This window comes from Phaeocystidibacter luteus (assembly GCF_008933115.1).
GTDB lineage: Bacteria > Bacteroidota > Bacteroidia > Flavobacteriales > Schleiferiaceae > Phaeocystidibacter > Phaeocystidibacter luteus.
On sequence record NZ_WBVO01000001.1, the window covers coordinates 351,911 to 371,702 of the forward strand.

The 19,792-nt window shown below is 45.6% G+C and carries 19 protein-coding genes; 7 read left to right on the forward strand and 12 right to left on the reverse strand.

Going from position 1 to position 19,792, the window contains the following annotated elements; translation table 11 throughout:
- Positions 1-13 precede the first annotated feature (13 nt).
- From F8C67_RS01505 to gyrA, 6 genes are all read right to left on the reverse strand, one after another.
- Complete coding sequence (locus tag F8C67_RS01505; protein WP_151666018.1) at positions 14-196, reverse strand: CPXCG motif-containing cysteine-rich protein; 183 nt, start codon at positions 194-196, stop codon at positions 14-16.
- Positions 196-1,797, reverse strand: a complete 1,602-nt coding sequence (locus tag F8C67_RS01510) for an ABC-F family ATP-binding cassette domain-containing protein (RefSeq protein ID WP_151666019.1) — start codon at positions 1,795-1,797, stop codon at positions 196-198. Before F8C67_RS01510 ends, F8C67_RS01505 begins: the two co-directional genes overlap by 1 nt.
- 126 nt (positions 1,798-1,923) lie before the next feature.
- Positions 1,924-3,303 carry a LamG-like jellyroll fold domain-containing protein gene (locus tag F8C67_RS01515; RefSeq protein WP_151666020.1) on the reverse strand — a complete coding sequence of 460 codons (1,380 nt, stop codon included), beginning with the start codon at positions 3,301-3,303 and terminating at the stop codon, positions 1,924-1,926.
- Positions 3,304-3,341: 38 nt separating this feature from the next.
- Positions 3,342-4,331: a hypothetical protein gene (locus tag F8C67_RS01520; RefSeq protein ID WP_151666021.1), complete on the reverse strand. Its 990-nt coding sequence runs from the start codon at positions 4,329-4,331 to the stop codon at positions 3,342-3,344.
- A 163-nt stretch (positions 4,332-4,494) separates the two neighbouring features.
- On the reverse strand, positions 4,495-5,808 hold the full coding sequence (locus F8C67_RS01525; protein WP_151666022.1) for a tetratricopeptide repeat protein: 1,314 nt from the start codon (positions 5,806-5,808) through the stop codon (positions 4,495-4,497).
- A gap of 39 nt (positions 5,809-5,847) precedes the next feature.
- Positions 5,848-8,379, reverse strand: coding sequence for a DNA gyrase subunit A (gene gyrA, locus F8C67_RS01530; protein WP_151666023.1), 2,532 nt, complete (start codon positions 8,377-8,379; stop codon positions 5,848-5,850).
- 240 nt (positions 8,380-8,619) lie between these two features.
- Between gyrA and F8C67_RS01535 the strand changes: the two genes are divergently transcribed.
- On the forward strand, positions 8,620-11,202 hold the full coding sequence (locus F8C67_RS01535; protein WP_151666024.1) for an ATP-dependent Clp protease ATP-binding subunit: 2,583 nt from the start codon (positions 8,620-8,622) through the stop codon (positions 11,200-11,202).
- Positions 11,203-11,270: 68 nt separating this feature from the next.
- Here F8C67_RS01535 and F8C67_RS01540 read toward each other — a convergent pair whose 3' ends face one another.
- The 5 genes from F8C67_RS01540 to F8C67_RS01560 all read right to left on the reverse strand — a co-directional run bounded on the left by F8C67_RS01540 (position 11,271) and on the right by F8C67_RS01560 (position 15,152).
- On the reverse strand, positions 11,271-11,510 hold the full coding sequence (locus F8C67_RS01540; RefSeq protein WP_151666025.1) for a TIGR03643 family protein: 240 nt from the start codon (positions 11,508-11,510) through the stop codon (positions 11,271-11,273).
- Between the two features lie 30 nt (positions 11,511-11,540).
- Entirely contained in the window at positions 11,541-12,380 is an 840-nt protein-coding gene (locus F8C67_RS01545) for a dienelactone hydrolase family protein (protein ID WP_151666026.1), read from the reverse strand.
- A gap of 11 nt (positions 12,381-12,391) precedes the next feature.
- Positions 12,392-13,117 (reverse strand): pirin family protein, encoded by a 726-nt coding sequence (locus F8C67_RS01550; protein ID WP_151666027.1) that lies wholly within the window; start codon positions 13,115-13,117, stop codon positions 12,392-12,394.
- 107 nt (positions 13,118-13,224) lie between these two features.
- Positions 13,225-14,529 carry an exonuclease domain-containing protein gene (locus F8C67_RS01555; protein ID WP_151666028.1) on the reverse strand — a complete coding sequence of 435 codons (1,305 nt, stop codon included), beginning with the start codon at positions 14,527-14,529 and terminating at the stop codon, positions 13,225-13,227.
- Between the two features lie 17 nt (positions 14,530-14,546).
- On the reverse strand, positions 14,547-15,152 hold the full coding sequence (locus F8C67_RS01560; RefSeq protein WP_151666029.1) for a hypothetical protein: 606 nt from the start codon (positions 15,150-15,152) through the stop codon (positions 14,547-14,549).
- Between the two features lie 141 nt (positions 15,153-15,293).
- On the opposite strand from F8C67_RS01560, the gene F8C67_RS01565 reads away from it, so the two are divergent.
- Entirely contained in the window at positions 15,294-15,767 is a 474-nt protein-coding gene (locus tag F8C67_RS01565) for a DUF456 domain-containing protein (RefSeq protein ID WP_151666030.1), read from the forward strand.
- Here the strand turns inward: F8C67_RS01565 and F8C67_RS01570 are convergent.
- The gene (locus F8C67_RS01570; RefSeq protein WP_151666031.1) at positions 15,764-16,147 is read right to left on the reverse strand and encodes a CoA-binding protein; all 384 of its coding nucleotides are present in this window, start codon (positions 16,145-16,147) and stop codon (positions 15,764-15,766) included. The genes F8C67_RS01565 and F8C67_RS01570 overlap by 4 nt on opposite strands.
- Between F8C67_RS01570 and F8C67_RS01575 the strand changes: the two genes are divergently transcribed.
- Genes F8C67_RS01575 through F8C67_RS01595 form a run of 5 tightly spaced genes read left to right on the forward strand, consistent with a single transcriptional unit; the run spans position 16,146 to position 19,788 of the window.
- Complete coding sequence (locus F8C67_RS01575; RefSeq protein ID WP_151666032.1) at positions 16,146-16,787, forward strand: ATP-binding cassette domain-containing protein; 642 nt, start codon at positions 16,146-16,148, stop codon at positions 16,785-16,787. The two genes, F8C67_RS01570 and F8C67_RS01575, sit on opposite strands and share 2 nt — an antisense overlap.
- Positions 16,784-17,959, forward strand: a complete 1,176-nt coding sequence (locus F8C67_RS01580) for an ABC transporter permease (RefSeq protein ID WP_151666033.1) — start codon at positions 16,784-16,786, stop codon at positions 17,957-17,959. Before F8C67_RS01575 ends, F8C67_RS01580 begins: the two co-directional genes overlap by 4 nt.
- Complete coding sequence (locus tag F8C67_RS01585) at positions 17,952-18,371, forward strand: hypothetical protein (protein WP_151666034.1); 420 nt, start codon at positions 17,952-17,954, stop codon at positions 18,369-18,371. Before F8C67_RS01580 ends, F8C67_RS01585 begins: the two co-directional genes overlap by 8 nt.
- On the forward strand, positions 18,368-18,805 hold the full coding sequence (locus F8C67_RS01590; RefSeq protein ID WP_189660804.1) for a DUF3299 domain-containing protein: 438 nt from the start codon (positions 18,368-18,370) through the stop codon (positions 18,803-18,805). Before F8C67_RS01585 ends, F8C67_RS01590 begins: the two co-directional genes overlap by 4 nt.
- Positions 18,805-19,788: an alpha/beta hydrolase gene (locus F8C67_RS01595; protein WP_151666035.1), complete on the forward strand. Its 984-nt coding sequence runs from the start codon at positions 18,805-18,807 to the stop codon at positions 19,786-19,788. The genes F8C67_RS01590 and F8C67_RS01595 overlap by 1 nt, the downstream gene beginning before the upstream one ends.
- Positions 19,789-19,792 lie beyond the last annotated feature (4 nt).

The window sequence follows — 19,792 nt, forward strand, 5'->3', positions numbered from 1 at the left end:
GAACAGAAACTTCTTACTGCTCCAATGCCTGAATGTCAAAACTCATCAATTCACCATTCTCAATGGTCAAGTTGATTTCTAAAGGTCGACAGCACACTTCACAATCCTCAATGTAATTCTGTTGCGGTACCGAGGGGTCTATCAGCACCGAAATATCAGCATTACAAAACGGACAATTGGTAAAGTGTTCGAGCATTAAGCAAGTTGTTCTTGAGCTGCTTCCATGGCTAGGAACTCATCAAACGACATGAGTTTATCAACAAATGTAGTAGGAGCAAGACGCACAACGCGATTTGCAACAGTCTCTACAAAGGTGTGGTCATGCGACGTGAAGAGTACCGTTCCAGGGAAGTCCTTCAGCGCGTTGTTGAATGCCTGAATAGATTCCAAATCCAAGTGATTGGTAGGCTCATCGAGGATGAGAACATTACCCTGAGCGAGCATCATACGTGAAATCATGCAACGAACTTTCTCACCACCCGACAATACCGAAACATTCTTGAATACCTCTTCACCAGAGAACAACATCTTTCCGAGGAAGCCACGGATGTACACCTCGTCTTTTTCCTCAGAATACTGACGAAGCCAGTCTACGAGGTTTTCCTTACTGTTAAAGTATTCTTCGTTCTCATTCGGCAAATAAGCCGTTGTGATAGTCTGTCCAAATGAATATTCACCTTTATCTGCCTTGATCTCACCCATCAGAATTCTGAAGAATGATGTGGTAGCTAAGCCATTATCAGAAATGAAGGCAATCTTATCACCGCGATTAACTTTTAAGTTAACATTTGTGAAAAGCGGCTCTCCGTCTACGCTGTAGCTCAAGTTCTCTACATCGAGAATCTGATTTCCTGCATCGCGCTCTTGGTTAAAGATGATGGCAGGGTATCTACGAGAAGACGGCTTGATGTCGTCCAAGTTGATCTTTTCAAGAAGCTTCTTACGAGAAGTTGCCTGTCGTGATTTCGAGGCATTCGCGCTAAATCGAGAAATGAACTCTTGAAGCTCTTTCTTCTTAGCTTCGGCTTTCTTGTTTGCTGCTGAACGCTGACGTAGCGCAAGTTGGCTGGATTCGTACCAGAAGGTATAGTTACCAGTGAATAGGTTGATCTTACCGAAATCAATATCAGCAATAACAGTACACACGGTATCTAGGAAGTGACGGTCGTGAGATACAACAATCACCGTATTCTTAAAGTCGAGTAGGTAGTTCTCTAACCACGTGATCGTCTTGATATCCAAGTCGTTCGTAGGCTCATCCAGAATAAGAACATCTGGATTCCCGAATAGTGCCTGAGCGAGAAGGATTCGCACACGCTGTGAACCGTCGAGGTCCTTCAACAAGCGGAAGTGATCAGCTTCATCAATACCCAAACCTGAAAGAAGCGCTGCTGCATCTGGCTCAGCGTTCCAACCGTCCATTTCGGCAAACTCATTCTCGAGCTCAGCGGCCTTGTTTCCGTCTTCCTCAGAGAAATCCGGTTTAGCATAGATCGCATCTTTCTCTTGCATGATTTGCCAGAGACGCTCGTGACCCATCATTACGGTATCAATAGCGCGACATTCATTGTACTCGAAGTGGTCCTGCTTTAGGAATGCCATTCGTTTACCGGGCTCTAGAGAAACCGAACCAGAGTTTGGCTGCTGCTCGCCAGAGAGAATCTTGAGGAATGTCGACTTCCCGGCACCGTTAGCACCAATGATTCCGTAGCAGTTTTCACCGTGGAACTTGAGGTTAACGTCGTCAAAAAGAACGCGTTTGCCGAATTGAAGAGATACGTTGTTGACTGTAATCACGACCAATACTGTTTTGAGGGTGCAAAGGTAGGGAGAGTTTTGGAGAGAAAAGAGTAGAGGAGACGCCAAAAAGAAAATCCGACCCCAATAAGAGTCGGATTTAACAAGCTGAATTCGTGTAAGGCCTTATTCAATCACCAATCGACTGACTTTTAGCTCCTTGCTTGAATTGTAAACCTTTATCAAATAAACGCCCGAAGAGAGCTCTGAAACATTCAATCGAACCGAAGTTTCCTCCATATCATGAAGAGAATGAACCAATTGGCCCGTCAAGTCTAATATCTCAACTTTGTTTATAGGATCGGACTCAGATGTTACAGTGACTGAATGCTTTGCGGGGTTCGGATACATATCGATTCCGGTGGCAAAGTCTTCCGCTATGCCAATATCGTTCACAAACACAGTGTGACAACCCGAGGTGTCCTCACATCCTTTTTTGGTCACAATTACAGAGTACGTACCATTTGCGGAAGGGTAGTAGAATGGCGCGGTTTGACCAATCAATTCGAAACCTGAATCACAATCGAACCATTGGTAGGTTACTTGCGAACCTGACTCGTTGGCGTAGAGGGTGTCGCCAGAAACGGTAACACTTGTATCGGGACGGTTAATGGTGAGATTGATTTCTATGATGCTATCGCAGCCATTCGCCTTTGGGATGGTGTCAAAATAAGTTCCCGTGGAATCATAGATCATTCCTGTGGGAGAAGTGTAGCTCTCACAAAGGGTTTCGGAGATATTGGAGTAGGAATAACTTGGGACACCAGTCACAAAATTGGATGTAGCGCCAGAAAGCGCACCACTGAGGATGTTCGCGTTTGCATTCCCTTTACTATCTATAAATGAAGTAATTGAGCCGTTGTTTCCGCCCGCAGTGCCTTGATTGAACTCATAGCACAATTGTAGATTCTGGTCCGTCACATCGTAACCACAACCGTTATATAGGGCGGTAACCTCTGCGGCGGTCAGACTTTTATCCCAAAGTCCAACATCGTCCATATCGCCTTGAAAATGGAAGCCTCCACCGCCAAATGGTGTGCGTCCGATACCGAATGGAGTAGTGGAGGAGGCGAGTGTGCCGCTGGCAGATACCGTGCTTACTAAAGATCCGTCGTGATACAGTTTTAGCTGACTACCATTATAGGTAAGTACATAGTGATTCCAGGCATTCACGTTTATCCCGGACGTATATGTGATGGTGAAATGTGTTCCAGAACTATTGCGAAATCGCGCCTCGATGTTCGTGGTTCCTTGCAATTGCAGAATGAAGAAATCGTCACTGGTTTCGTTTCTAAATCCGGCCATGCCGCCGTGCTGGGTGGGTGCTGAAGCGGTGGGATAGACCCACATAGAAAGTGAAATAGCAGGAGAACCGGCTACAAAGCCAGAAGCATTGGCGGCGGTCGCATAGTCATCGACACCGTCGAAATTAAACGCATTTTGCCCGAATGCCGCGCTAGAAGCGGCAATACACGCTGACATTAGGAGGGTAGAGAGGTGTTTCATGGGTTGTGGGGTTTGAGAGAGAAGTTAGGGAATTTTGCCTATTGGCCGCATGGGTCGATGTCATCAATGATTTCTGACTCCAGCGTGGTTGCATCAAATGTTATTTCCACATACTCTGGGTATAGAGCTGAATCTCCATCACAGTCAAACTCACTAGCTGCTTCCTGCGTGATAATGAACCTATAATGAATAGAGTTCTGCTCAGCTAATACGATTCTTGGAGGAAAGAAACTCATGTATCCTCCTAGAGGAATTCTACCGGATATATGACGGTTCTTGTTTAGATTGACAATTGTAATCTTATTCTTTGTCTCTACAATCGCCAACAGACTATCGCCGAACAATTCAGTGTACAAGGCATTTTCAAAAGAGTAGATGATTTTTTCTTCAGAGTCGAGAATTCGATATTCAATGAGGTTGCTTTCCAGTTTATGATCCGCAGGTAAGAAATGCACCGTGGTGGCTATTACGAATTTTCGAACTGGAATATGAAAGCCCTTTTGGTTAAAAGCATCATGGATAGTAGGCTTTGGCAAAATATCGTTGAATTCGAGGTATGAACTTTCAAGAGTACTCCGCTGTGACTCTAGCTTGGTTTGGTTATTAAGCAAGTACTCAATTTGAGCCAGGATCAAGGAATAATCGAATTCTTCTTGTGCGATGCGAACTAACCAAATCCTTTTTGAGCCAAGATTCATTTCTGGGAAACTGTACCGACTAGCACTAAGTGAGTCTGTTTGGACTTTATCTAAAAATTTCAACTTTGAAAACGGCTCGCTAAAATTCGGAATGTATATATGGTCAAATCTGATAATTATGAAGACCGAATCCTGCTGATCATTCTCACGAAGTAGATTTTTTAAATGTGAACTAAAAACTTCCAGTTTCGTCAAATTAAAATTGTAAAAGCCAGATTTCAACTGAACAACATGGCTCGTATCAGTCAAAGTCCAAATCAAATCTTGATGGGCTTTGATTGTGCCCGAGAATAGTGTGCTAATAAAAAGAAGAGCGAAAATGTGTTTCATGCGAGCGCTGTATTAGCATTAAAGATAACTGAGAGATCCCATATGACCGATTGTTTGTCAAACTACACTTTCCTATAATTAATATTATGTTCAATTGATATTCTCAAAATAAAGGGGAATCAAATGAATGACTCCCCTTTGAGACATTTACTCAGTGCCTCGTTTATTGTGACTTCTCGTTGTACTCTAGCGCTTTCTCTGCATTACCCAACTGGTAATATACTTTCGCCAAAGATTGAAGTGTCGTCTTATCTTCCGGATCTTGAGCTTCTGCAAGCAAGAAATATTCAAGTGCTTTCTTGAGCAAATCCTCTTTTTCCTTTTTCAATGCGTCGTACTCACGCTGCTTGTTGCTCGGTACGTCGTTCATTGCGTCAGCCTTAACGTTGCTATACTCTACGTATACCAAACCAGCCTGGTACAACGCGTCCTTGTGCGTTGAATCCGCTTGAATTGCCAAGTCGTAGAATTCCAACCCTTTGTCACGGTCTTCCTTATAAACGTGGTGAATGAATCCCATGTTGTACAAGTAAAGTGCGTTTCCTGGGTCAGCCTGACGAAGTGTTTCCAAGTTGGCCAATGCTCCATCGTAGTCTTCGCTGTCCAAGTAGTCTTGAAGCTGGAAGATCACCAAGTCTGAGTTATCTGGGTAAAGCTCCATTGCTTTTGCCAAATACTCGTTGAATTCAGCTTTGCGACCAGAAATGTTCATCCAGTAGATAGCTTGAATCCAAAGCTCCTCGTTGATAGATGGGCTTAGTTCAGGATCAGATACGATTTCACGCTCCAAATAGATGTCGAGCATTTCCTTGCTCTCAATTGGCGTACGCTGACCTTCATACATGGCCGTCCACTGACGTCCCTTGTACCCCATTTCCAACAATTGCTTGTAATGCTCAATGGTGCGAGCCGTGTCCTTCATTTGTGAAGCAAGCAATGTCATGTAGTACAATGATGTAGTATCAATTTGACCTACTCCATCCGTTTTCTTGAAATTGTAAAGGTCGTTGTAGATGTTGTACGCATCCGCTCTAGTAGCCTCATCTTGCGAGTAAACTGCGGCTGTTTGCGACATATCACTAAACATTGTAGGAAGCAATTCCATAATGTCATCTGTGTAGTCATCATCATCAACAGCCTTGTTATAGGCCAACAATGCAGTTGCATTTTCGATGGCTTCGTTCAAAGAAGTGATATCCTTTGAAGCTGCGTACATCTTATAGTAAATCTCAGAACGGCGATAGTAGTACTTCTGAAGAGTACTTTCGCTTACAGCTGATGGGCCTTTTTCGTCAACGATAGCCTTCGCTTCGTCGATGTGCTGCTGTGCTGCAGCCAAGTCTCCACGATCAACCGCAATTGCTGCGCTGGTTACTTCAGGACGCTGTGCGAAAGACGTCGCACTCAATCCGATGAATCCAACGAGCGCCAATAAACGTGCTTTTGAATACATATTCTTGTTTTCTGTGGTTTTCAAAGTTTTGCAAAAATAAAGAATGTTCTACAGGTCTCGGAATTAATCTTGTGCACTTTCCGTGCCAGCTTCTCCTTCGCCCTCTACTCCACCTTCATTTTCTACTCCTTCCACATCTTCTAACGCTTCATCTTCGTCACTCGTTGGCACTTTAGCCACACTTGCGATTTCGTCTTTTCCTTTGAGGTTGATTAGACGAACGCCTTGCGTTGCTCTACCCATTACGCGTAACTGCTCTACCTCCATGCGAATCATGATTCCGGAGCGGTTGATGATCATCAAATCATCTTCATCCGTAACACCCTTAATCGCAATAAGGTTTCCTGTTTTATCCGTGATGCTCATGGTTTTAACACCCTTACCACCGCGGTTTGTAACTCGGTAATCTTCTAGCAATGAGCGCTTTCCGTATCCTTTTCCGCTCACAACGAGGATATCGCCTTCACCTTCCTGGATACACACCATTCCAACGAGTTCGTCATCGTCATTCGCCAAAGTCATACCTCTCACACCCGAAGCAGTACGTCCCATGTTTCTAACAGCAGACTCGTGGAAACGAATTGCCTTACCGGAACGAACGGCCATGATGATTTCAGAGTTACCGTCAGTGAGCTTAGCCTCCAACAACTGGTCTCCTTCGCGGATACCGATGGCATTGATACCATTTACACGTGGGCGACTGTACTGTTCAAGCGATGTCTTTTTGATCACCCCTTTCTTCGTACACATCACAATGCTGTGGTTGTTGATGTACTCTTCGTCCTTCAGGTTCAAGACGTTGATAAAGGCCCTTACACTGTCATCCTGAGGAATGTTGATCAAGTTTTGGATAGCTCTACCCTTGCTCGCTCTGGTTCCTTCTGGGATCTCGAACACTCGCAACCAGAAACACCTTCCTTGCTCTGTGAAGAACAACATGTACTGGTGGTTCGTCGCTGCGAAGACGTATTCAATGAAGTCGGCATCTCGAGTTGAAGCGGCTTTAGAACCCACTCCACCTCTACTCTGCGTCTTGTACTCTGTAAGCGAAGTACGCTTGATATATCCTGCATTTGAAATGGTAATTACCACTTCCTCATCAGGGATCATGTCTTCGATGCTCACATCACCACCGGCATACTCGATGTTGGTGCGACGCTCATCGCCGTACTTTTCTTGGATTTCAAGGAGTTCTTCCTTGATGATTGACATACGCAAGTCGTGCTCGTCGAGAATGCGCTTCAAGTAAGCAATCTTCTCCATCAATTCGGCGTACTCCTCTTTGATCTTGTCACGCTCTAGACCTGTCAACTTCTGTAGACGAAGCTCGAGGATGGCTTTCGCCTGCACTTCTGACAGTCCGAACTCACTCATCAATCCGTCTTTCGCCTCATCAACTGTCGCACTTGCGCGGATTAGCTTGATAACCTCGTCGAGATTATCAATTGCAATCAACAAGCCTTCGAGGATGTGAGCACGCTTTTCAGCTTGAGCAAGATCGTACTTGGTACGGCGAACAACAACTTCGTGACGGTGGTCTACGAAGTGTTTGATGAGATCTTTCAAGTTGAGCATCTCAGGTCGTCCGTTCACCAATGCAATGCTATTGATGCTGAACGACGACTGAAGTGACGTGTACTTGAATAGTTTATTGAGAACAACGTTTGGAACAGCGTCACGCTTAAGTACATAAACGATGCGCATACCGTTTCTATCCGACTCGTCGCGGATATCGGCGATACCGTCCAATTTCTTATCGTTCACCAAGTCGGCCGTCTTCTTGATCATGTCGGCCTTATTCACTTGGTACGGAATCTCATTTACGATGATGCACTCGCGGCCATTCACCTCTTCGATATTGGCTTTCGCGCGAAGTACTACTCTACCTCTACCTGTATGGTATGCATCGCGTACACCTTCGTATCCGTAGATCGTACCCCCCGTTGGGAAGTCAGGTGCTTTGATGGACTCAATAAGCTCATCGATTTCAACATCGTTGTTATCGATATACTTAATGGTAGCAGAGATCGTATCTGTAAGGTTGTGCGGCGCCATGTTGGTCGCCATACCTACCGCAATACCCGATGCTCCATTTACAAGGAGCTGCGGAATGCGTGTAGGAAGCACGGTTGGTTCCTTGAGGGAATCGTCGAAGTTCAGCTGGAAGTCTACCGTATCCTTCTCGATATCGATAAGCATTTCCTCAGCAATCTTCTTCAAGCGAACCTCGGTATATCGCATGGCGGCAGGACTGTCGCCATCAACGGAACCAAAGTTACCCTGTCCGTCAACCAACGTGTAGCGGAGTGACCAGTCTTGGGCCATTCTCACCATGGTATCATAAACAGAGCTATCACCATGCGGGTGGAACTTACCAAGTACCTCACCCACAATACGAGCTGATTTCTTATACGAGCGGTTAGACAACACGCCCAACTCGTGCATACCGTATAAAACACGGCGGTGCACTGGCTTCAATCCGTCACGCACATCTGGTAGAGCGCGCGAAACAATCACCGACATTGAATAGTCGATGTAAGAGGACTTCATTTCCTCTTCGATGTTTATCGGTATGATCCTTTCTCCTTCGGCCATAATGTCAGTTTACATTGGACACAATACAGTCTTTCGACAAGTTTCAAAAATAGGGTTTACTGTTCGTTACCCCATGGGTTGAAAGCGCGAAAAAACTACACTTTTTACACATTTCCGTGTTTATAACTCCATTCTTTTTTAATTTCCGTTTGAAGGACCGAAACGGTACATTTGATTTAAACCAAGCTGGCACAACTTTCGTTGTATACATACACATCACACACCAGCAGATTATTACACATGGACGAGAATTTTTCACCGAGAGTAAAGGATGTTATCAGCTACAGCAAAGAGGAAGCTCTTCGCCTAGGGCATGATTACATCGGCACCGAGCACTTGATGCTCGGCTTGATTCGCGAAGGTGAAGGGACGGCCGTTCAAATTTTAGAAGATTTAGGCGTGGACATCCGCAATATGCGGACGAAAATTGAAAATATATCAGTGCCTTCCGCGGCTCGACAATTATCTTCCAAAAAGAACCTCCCCCTTACCCGCCAAGCGGAGAAGGCTCTCAAGACCACATTCCTGGAAGCCAAAATCTTCCAAAGCAATATCATCAGGACACCCCACCTACTCCTCTGTATTTTGAGGAATGAGGACGATCCTGTAACTCGACTACTCAAACAGATGGGCATCGACTACGAAAGCTTTAAAGGTGAGTTTCAAGCTCATCATTTAGATAAAGGAGATAACCCTTCTCCGCCGTCTGACCCAAAAGCAGAAATGCCGTTTGGTGATGATGACGACGATTTCGAAAACAAACCTGGAGGTGGCGGAAGCTACCAAGGCGGAAGTTCTCGTCAGAAAGGAGAAGCGAAGACTAAAACTCCCGTACTCGACAATTTCGGTCGCGATTTGACAAAACTCGCCGAAGAGTCGAAACTCGACCCCGTTGTTGGTCGCGAAAAGGAAATCGAACGCGTTTCGCAAATCCTTTCACGTAGAAAGAAGAACAACCCGCTACTCATCGGCGAACCCGGTGTAGGTAAATCTGCCATTGCAGAAGGCCTCGCCCTCCGAATCGTCAAAAAGAAGGTAAGCCGAGTGCTGTTCAACAAACGCGTTGTTACACTTGACCTCGCTTCGCTTGTTGCCGGCACAAAGTACCGCGGACAATTCGAGGAGCGAATGAAGGCCCTGATGAACGAACTCGAAAAGAACGATGACATCATCCTCTTTATCGACGAACTTCACACTATTGTTGGAGCTGGTGGAGCCACGGGTTCCCTCGACGCATCCAATATGTTCAAGCCTGCCCTTGCACGTGGAGAGATCCAATGTGTGGGCGCAACTACGCTTGATGAGTATCGACAGTTCATCGAAAAAGATGGTGCACTCGAGCGTCGTTTCCAGAAAGTAATGGTTGAACCAACATCTCCAGAAGAAACGGTTCAAATCCTCAACAACATTAAGGATCGTTACGAGGAACACCACAACGTAAACTACACAAACGAAGCTCTTGAAGCTTGTGTGAATCTTACGCAGCGCTACATCAGCGATCGACACCTTCCGGATAAAGCAATTGACGCTCTAGATGAAGCGGGCTCGCGCGTTCACATTACCAGCATCAAAGTCCCTAAGGATGTTTTAGACCTCGAAAAAGAACTAGAGAAAATCCGTGAGGATAAGATTTCAGTTGTTAAAAAGCAGCGCTATGAAGAAGCTGCCAAGCTTCGCGATGACGAGAAGCGTGTAGAACAACAACTCGAAGAGGCGCAACGCCAATGGGAAGCCGACGTAAAAGAAAACCGTGAAGTTGTTAGCGAGGAGAATGTTGCCGAAGTTGTAGCGATGATGACCGGAATCCCGGTACAACGCGTTGCTCAACATGAAAGCCAGCGTTTGACTCGAATGAGCGAAGACCTCAAGGGTCGTGTGATTGGTCAAGATAACGCCGTAGCGAAGGTGGTGAAAGCCATCCAGAGAAACCGCGCCGGACTCAAAGACCCGAATAAACCAATCGGCTCATTCATTTTCTTGGGTCCTACCGGTGTAGGTAAAACACAGCTTGCTAAAGAGCTGGCTCGCACCTTATTTGATTCAGAAGATGCGCTCATTCGTATTGACATGAGCGAATACATGGAGAAGTTTGCACTCTCCCGACTTGTTGGAGCGCCTCCGGGATACGTTGGTTACGAAGAAGGTGGACAGCTTACCGAAAAGGTTCGCAGAAAGCCTTACAGCGTTGTATTGCTCGACGAAATCGAAAAAGCGCACCCAGATATCTTCAACCTATTGCTACAAGCATTGGATGATGGTCAAATGACGGACAGCCTTGGTCGAAAGATCGACTTCAAGAACTGTATCATCATTATGACTTCCAATATTGGTAGTAGACAATTGAAGGACTTCGGTCAAGGTGTTGGGTTTGGTACACAAGCTCGCTCATCGTCTGCAGATGACAACGCCAAGAACATCATTGAGAAGGCACTCAAAAAGGCCTTTGCACCTGAATTCTTGAACCGTATCGACGACGTGGTATTGTTCAACTCATTGAAAGAGGAGGACATCCACAAGATTATCGATTTGGAATTGGCCAAGTTGTTTGGACGAATTCGCGACTTGGGCTACGAAATGAAAATTTCGAAAGCGGCCAAGACCTTCATTGCGAATAAAGGATACGACGAAGCCTACGGTGCTCGTCCACTTGCACGCGCCATTCAGAAATATATTGAGGATAGCCTCGCAGAGGAGATTATCAGCAAGAAAGTTGAAGAAGGCGATATCGTGAAGATTGATTTCGACAAGAAGAACGACGAAATCACCATCGTTATTGAGAAGCCACAAAGTAAAGAGGCTACGAAAGACGAGGATTCAGAATAATTGTCATTCCCCCAAATAGAAAAGCCCCGGCGAATTTCGTCGGGGCTTTTGTTTTGTGTCAGTTTATGTCAGAATCGCTGATTGCTTGACTTGAATCGTCCTTCTTCAAAGGGACGTTTGTTTCTGTGCTTTGTAGCTCTGCCTTTTACCCGCTCTCGCCACATTTTGAACGACGAGTCCTTCATGTGTTTCCTCATCAACTCTCGGACTTCATTCTCCTTGAGTCCAAACTGATATTCTATCGCCTCAAAAGGAGTCCTGTCTTCCCAGGCCATCTCAATAATGCGATCTATCTCTTGTTCCGTCATATTCCTACAACAGAAGGATTGATGATTAGTTTAAAGCTTAGAAGTAAAGAAGCTAAACACCTTCTGTCGTGCATCTTGCGCAGCTTCTTCATCGTAAACGCCAGGGTTGCTCGGGTTCGCAAAGGCATGATCCGCATCATACACCTCTACCGTGAGCTCCTCTCCTGCCTCCTCCATGTTTTCTTCAAACTCCTCAACAACTTCCGCATTAATCCACCTGTCTTTTGCCGCAAATATTCCAAGTACAGGAGCATTCAATTCCGATAATCGTTCGATGTCCTTCTCCGGCATACCATAATACATTACGCAGGCCACAACTTGTTCTCCGCCAGAGATGGCCGCTTGAAGGCTCCATCCTCCGCCAAAGCACCATCCAATTGTGCCAACCATAGCATCATCGCCCACATAGTCAAATGCACCTGCGATGATAGTTTGTATGCGTTCAGCATTGGCAGATTGCATTAATGCGGAAGCTTCCTCTCGGGTAGCTCCAACTTTCCCATCGTACAAATCGACTGCAAGAACGTTGACGCCTAAACTATTCGCCCAATCTTCCGCTTCGCGTTGGATATTCTCATTCAATCCCCACCACTCGTGGAAAACGAGGATCCAGCGGTTGTCATCATTCGTGACAACCGCATAACCTCTGGCTTCTTCGCCATCCGTTTCAAAATCTACCCATACGCCTGCCACATCGCCGTGTTCTGCATGCTCTACAGTTTTGGCGGGTAGCTCGTGTGATTCCACGAATTCTGGATCCTCAGCCATAGCGACAAAGGATGAATTGGCCTCACAACACGACTGACCATACGTCAACTGAGCTGAAAACACAGTTAAAATCGAGGTCGCAAGTAGGATGGTAGATTTCATATCAATTCAAATTAGAAATTCGGCAATTCCATAGGTACTTCGATAGCGAGGATCTGTGAATCCTTAGATGCTGAAACAGAAATTGAATCGACGTCCCAAATACCAATACCGTCGCGCCGGTTAAGTTGTTCATCGCCGATGGCAACTTCACCTTCAATTACAAAGAAGTAAACGCCATTTCCGGAGCTGTTCACCGTGTAATCAGAGCTCTTGCCAGATTCAAGATCAACTAAGTGCATGTAGGCGTTTTGGTTTATCCAAAGTCCATCGCCATCTTCTTCACGTGGACGAACAACCTGCTGCCATCCGTTTACACGATTCTCTGACTCGAATTTCTTCTGTTCGTAGCGAGGTTCAACGCCTCTCTTTTCAGGGAAAATCCACAATTGAAGAAAGTTCACCTCTTCCTCCCTACTCTCATTAAACTCGCTGTGCTGCAAGCCTGTACCGGCGGACATCACCTGTACTTCACCCGTCGTAATCGCCTGTGCATTGCCCATGGTGTCGCGGTGGGTTAATGCTCCTCGCAATGGAATACTCACGATTTCCATATCGGCATGTGGATGTTGCCCAAATCCTTTTTCGGGCGCGACGATATCATCGTTCAAAACGCGAAGTACACCGAAATGCATCTGATTTGGATTGTACCAGTTTGCGAAACTGAATGTATGATGGGTGTCGAGCCAGCCATGATTCGCATGGCCTCTATCTGATGATCTATGAATTACCTTTTCCATGATGTTCCTTTCTAGTTATATTGGTAATCAATGTTATAACAAAGATATGACATATTTAGCTATTTCAACGAGCACATAGAGCGCGATACATACCACATAGAAAGCGATTATATCGACTGGATATCAACGTCTTCCGACCTCAAAAGTGATCCGAGTATTTGCTGAGCGGTAGGACTCTCATGAGCGTGCCACTTCTTCTCCAGCATGTCTTCTGTTGTCGCTCCTTTTAATGCCGTACCGATACCTGCGTACCTTCCTTCTTCAATATGAACAAATCCAATCTCATTATGAGTGGGCCCCGGATAAATCAGAACCGCGCTTATTGATTCTGATGAAACCTCACTGAGCCATTTGGCTGCATTAGATTGATGATCTTCTCTCGAAACATCTCCCTCCCAGCCCAATCCGCTTAATCTGGGGTCGAGTTTGTATTCCTTCACCGCTTCGGCCAAGTATTGTTGAGCCGAAGTATAGCTGTAGAAATGCGCAAGGACATCCACTCGTTTCTCAGCGCGCTGAACTGCAAAGCGGTAGGTATCCTTTCTATCCTTGTAACTCACAACGCCCCATTTCGCCACTGGGTGTTTTTGAGCAGCGTTATACGGTGGCCAATAGTGCCGTATTTCGTGATCTTCATGCAACAATGCCAATGCTTCAGAACCAGTTTCGACGGTTTCAATATTGAAAATCTCACGTATCCAACGTTGTCGACGTTTCGATCCGGAGGTTCCTGTAAAGTGCTGAGAGATGCGTTGCTTGATATTGATCGCCTTTCCGATGTACAGATTGTTTCCCGCCTCATCTTTCATGTAATACACACCAGGTGTTTCAGGAAGATTATGAAACACTTCCGGATCTAAATTCATGGGAAGTTGCGACACCCCATTGCGCTGATTGAGAGTTCGATCAATCGCATCTTTATCTATTTCAAAGAGCCTATGTAGAATATCAGCGGCGGTTTCCGCATCCGCTAGAGCTCTGTGGGGGCTTGGGTTTACGATATCGAAATGTTCGGCAAGGTTGCCCAGGCTGTACCGTTTCAAACCTGGAACAATGGCACGCGTCAGCTTCACGGTGCACAGCTTCTTAGCTTGCCAGGTATATCCTGCCTCGTCTAATTCTCGCTTAATAAAGGAATAATCGAAATTGACGTTGTGGGCAACGAACACATTCCCCTGCAACAAATCATAGATTTGAGATGCCACCTCTTTGAAAGTTGGTGCATCTTGAACGTCTTCAGGACGAATATTTGTGAGTTGAGTAATGTGCCGAGGTATGCTTCTTTCGGGATTAATAAGCTGATTGTATCGCTCTACAATGCGCTCTCCGTCTGAGATAGCAATCCCAACTTCAATCACGCGGTGCTTATCCGCGTACCCTCCGGTCGTTTCAACATCTACTACTGCAAACACACCGAAATGTACGGACTCTATCTGTTCTTTCGAAGTGTATGTTCAGGTTCGTTTTCAACACGAACGTGACTCCAGTTTTCGCCGGATTTAATTCGATAGAGTTGCATTTCTGAAATACCAAATTGCTTGGCTATCATTCGAAGTCTCGTTTTGCGCGAGGGATCCCAAATCTTCTTCTTAATGCGCATGACATCCGTTGAACTCAGCTTGTGCCCTACTTCGGGCAAATATTCAGCCTGTTTCTTTTTAGCTTTGATAACAGCGGGATTCTTGCGCTGGTGTTCGAGGTAGTCTTCTCGATTCACCCATCTTAAATTGGAGAAATGGTTGTTTCGCTTGTCGTAGTCGAGGTGAATGAGTCGGTCTTTATCGCCCTCACATCCATCTACAAAATACTCACCCACGAGCTTGTGGATGTAATGCGTTTTGTCTTTTCGGTGAATTCGAATCTTCATCGAAGGGTAGCCTCCGATTATGCCTCCTTTAAGTAATCGACCATCTTTCAGATCGCTCACAAAAGCAGCAATTCTTCCGTAGTTCGAAACCGCGTACTTCTTCTTGGGTGCATTGTCCGCTTCGAATACAAGCGTACGCCATTCCTCTCCTTTTCGGTTCTGGAGCATAGTTCAATAGGTAGGTAGGTGGTTGATTCCTGAAAATCAGCTAAATATATTGATTTCTACGGAATTCTCTTACAATCGCCTCTGGAACGAGCTATTTTCCTCACTATCTTCACATCATTACTCCCTGAAAAATACCCCCAAATGGACATAGTTCTTTTCATCTTAGGGTTCTCACTTCTACTGGCCGGTTTTGCCGGAAGTATTTTGCCTATCCTACCTGGCCCACCCCTCGGATGGGCAGGATTACTCGTGATTTCCTTCTCTGAAACCGTAGATTTTTCCAATACATTTTTAATCTGGATGGCCATAATAGCGGGCGTCATAACGGCTCTAGACTATTACATTCCCGTTTGGGGCACAAAGAAGTTCGGAGGAACGAAAGCTGGGATACGAGGTTCTACCGTCGGATTGATTCTCGGGCTGTTCTTCGCACCAATCGGAATTATTATCGGCCCTGCCATTGGTGCATTCGTAGGCGAAATGATTCATGAAAGAAATTCCGACCGCGCCATGAAGTCCGCCGTTGGATCATTTATAGGGTTCCTTGCCGGAACAGGACTCAAAATAATTTATGGAGCCTACGCCTTGTACAAGGCCATTGTCGTGTTCTTTTAATACTGTCCAGTACTTAAGAGAACGAGTGTACAAGCAACATCTGGCTCAATCCCCTTTGCCTTGAGGCTTATCATCCATTCTGGATTCTCTGTTCCTGGATTGAAGATTACACGATTCGGCTGAAGTGCCTCAACCACAGACTTATAACCCTCTTGAATGGTAGGGTTCACGTAAAGTGTTACGGTGTCGATTTCGCCGGGCGCAAAGGATGGAATTTCGCGTTGAATCTCACTTCCAGCTACCGATCCATCTCTACGTCCCACTAGAACAATATCATGCCCTGCATCCTTTAACATATGCGCTGCGCGATAGGCATACCGAGAAGGATCTGGGTGTGCACCTAGTACTAAGACCTTTTCTTGTTTTAGATTTGTTTTCATGATAGATAAACTCGAGTGGAATTCACTTTCCTATTCATATAACCAGACGAATACGATTTCGTTTCCTGACGGTCGAATAAATCGCGGTGAAGTACTTGCCGCCATTGGACCTTCCGGCTCTGGCAAAAGTACGTGGCTCCAGCTCTTATCTGGCATCTTAGCCATTCAAAAAGGCGATGTTCACTACGGAGAAACGAGTTTAAAAGGTACATCCGAAAGAAGAAGAGACAAACTGAGAGCCCAAAATGTAGGTCTAGTTTTTCAAAACAACCACTTTTTGAATGAGTTGAGCGTTTCCGACAACCTTAGCCTACCTGCCTTTGCACAGAAACACCAGCTCGATTCCAATCACATTGCCGAATTAGCCAATAGGCTTCATGTCGACCATTTATTAAATCGGAAGCCCAAAGAGTGCTCCGTAGGCGAATTACAGCGTCTATCTATTGTTCGCACGCTCTCTACCCGCCCTTCATTCCTCTTGGCAGACGAACCCACCAGTGCACTCGATGACGTTAACACCGAATCTATACTGTCCATTTTTGATGAACTCGTAGCCGATTTAAATATCGGTGTGCTGATCGTAACGCATGACAACAGAGTGAAGTCGCATTTTTCCAACACCATAAACTTTGGAAAATGAGACAGATGAACACGTTTAAACTAGGCTTTCTACAGGTTTGGACCCGCAGATCAAGACTATTCATTCAATGGGCTATGGTGTGCATCGGCTTGGCCTTAGTAAGTGGATTTTTCACGTTTGAAAAGAGTACCGACGCCCAGCTTGTAAATGACCTCTCCTCTATCGACCAAATTTGGTGTGCCAAAGGATCGCCGTTACAAGGCCTACTGGCGAACGTTTACCATATCGATAATCCAACCGGAAACATTTCTCTTTCGGAAGTCAACGAATACGCTCAAAACCCAATGATTGAGCGCGTTACACGTATTTCCTACGGCGACGTGTACAAGGGACGAAGAATACTTGGGGCCGACGCAAGCTGGTCGGATCTTTATTCACTCAACCCGACAGAAGGCAAGCTTCCCGAGAATGAAATGGAGGTTGCTCTCTCTAAAGCACTCTCTGCGGAATTGGGATTGAAAGTCGGAAGCACGTTTCACGGTCAGCACGGCAACGCTGAAAGCGGACACGAGCACGAAGAGGACTATGTGGTAGTTGGTATTTACGAGAATACAGGCACAGTTGCGGATCGCATCTTACTCACCAGTCTTTCAAGCGTGTGGCATGTTCACCATTCTGACGAGGAAAGCAAGGAGATTACTGCGGCGCTTATAGAAACTACATCACCTATGGCACTCTTTCAGTTGCCAAGGTTAATAAACTCAAAATCAACATTCCAAGCCGTATTGCCGAGTATCGAAGTGAATCGAATCCACGCCCTACTCGGGAATACTCAGTCGGCATTCATCGCCCTAAGCGCACTATTTCTGCTTCTTGGCGGCTTGAGTATTGGGATTACTATCCACGAAACGGTGCGTGCTCAACAATTTGATCACACCTTACTTCGTGTATTTGGATTGAGCCCGTTCCGACTAGCGCTCACCATCTGGACTCAAACCTTGCTCCTCCTTGGAAGCGCATGGGTAGTAGGTATGCTATTCATCAAACTTACGATATACGCTTTGTCTCCTACGATTGCGGTGGATTATGGCCTCGAGCTTCAATTTGAAGTGATGAATTCTACCGACTTCAAGCTCCTTGCGGTTGCTATTATACTTGGATTGATTATTGCCATTCCACCTGTCATTCGTATCTTCAAAACCACCATTCACAAGAACTTAAAGAATGCGTAAATACCTCATTTTATTCACTTTACTACTCAGCCTTTCGAGTAACGCTCAAATGACTTTGGAATGGACCCTCTTTACGGGTACAGGTTACGACATTGATGAAGATGGGGCGTTTGTAAATCCAGAATACCCGGAAGCGTTGAAGGCTTGGGATGGCAAAGAGGTTTTGATAATTGGCTACATCGTTCCTGTAGACGTTCAATTGAAGACTTATGTGCTTTCTCAGTTTCCCTTGCAGCAATGCTTCTTTTGCGGCAATGCAGGTCCCGAAACGGTTATTCAGCTTTTCTTCGATAGTTCGCCGCCACATCTGCTGACGGATCAATACGTTATTTTGAAAGGAAAACTCGTCCTAGGCCAGGCCAAGCCTGGAAGTTTCTTTTTCACGCTCTATAACACTGAACTTGCAGGATGAGAATTTCAACCCTACTACTCTGCCTATGCGTCAGCGTTTCATCCGTTGCTCAGACGACTATCAAGTGGGCTGATTTAGAAGATGTTGATTTCGTCGAATTCTATGATAGGGAAAGAAGCGAATGGAGTTTGAAGGCCGAGTTCTCAGAAGAGATATTGGCGCTTGACAATCAAGAAGTTATAATTACGGGCTACGTAATTCCTCTCGATGTTTCAGGAGAAGTTTACGTCCTCTCAGCGTTCGCTTTTAGTTCCTGTTTCTTTTGTGGAGGCGCAGGCCCCGAAACCGTGATGGGATTGACCTTCACGGACACACCTCCCCAGCTAAAAACAGATGATGTAATTTCCGTTCGGGGCACACTGCAAGTCAATGTGAATCCCGGTTTAGAGTTTCACTACATGCTCACTGATGTAGTTATTACCAAGCTATTTTAATGAAAGCCAAGCATTATTTCCTTCTCCTTCTCGTCATCCTGGTGGTGGTATATTTATCGGGACCAACACCCGATACTCCGAATTATTCGGGGACAGTTGTTCGAAACATCGACGCTGAGAACCTTCTCACGAAGTCCAACTTAGATCCAAAAGGTGTGAAAGAAGGAAATGAGACTTTGCTTCGCTTCTCAGGTCAAGCCACACCATATTCAATACTCTACCTACACGGATTCAGCGCAAGTCCAGAAGAAGGAAACCCCGTCCACTCCCAATTGTACGAGCATTTTGGCTACAACCTGGTAGCACCAAGACTGTACGCCCACGGTTTGGTTACAGATAATCCATTAATGGAATTCAGAGCCGATTCTGCCTGGCACAGCGCTGTTCGAGGTCTCGAAAAGGCCTTGGCCATTGGCGATTCGGTAATTGTAGTGAGCACTTCTACAGGCGGAGCACTCGCCACGCGGTTAGCCCAATTAGATTCACGAATCGCGGCGCTGGTGTACTATTCTCCGAACGTGATGCCCAATGATGGCGCAGCATTTTTACTTAACGACCCTTGGGGTGAGCAAATCGCAAGAATGGTTCTCAATTCCAATTTTAGGGATTTGCAGATATCTGACCCCTACTACGAGAAATTCTGGTACCGCTATTACCGGGTAGAGTCACTTCCAGAAATGCAAGAATTAGTAGAAACTGGATTTGATGAAGAGGCTGTGAGGTCAATTCATGTACCGGTGATGGTGGCATGTTGGTACGAAAGTGAAGAAAAGCAAGACGATGCGGTAAGCGTTCCGCACATGCGAGAATTTTATAGTCAATTGGACGTTCCGAATAAGCAATTCATTGAACTAGCGGCTAACTCACACGTGATTGCCAACGGTCGCTATAGCTCAGTAGTTCGAGAATTGACGGACACCACTATTCACTTTTTAACGTCCAATGGCTTTATGCCCGTTGCTAAAGACACCACAGCCCCTTAAGTTT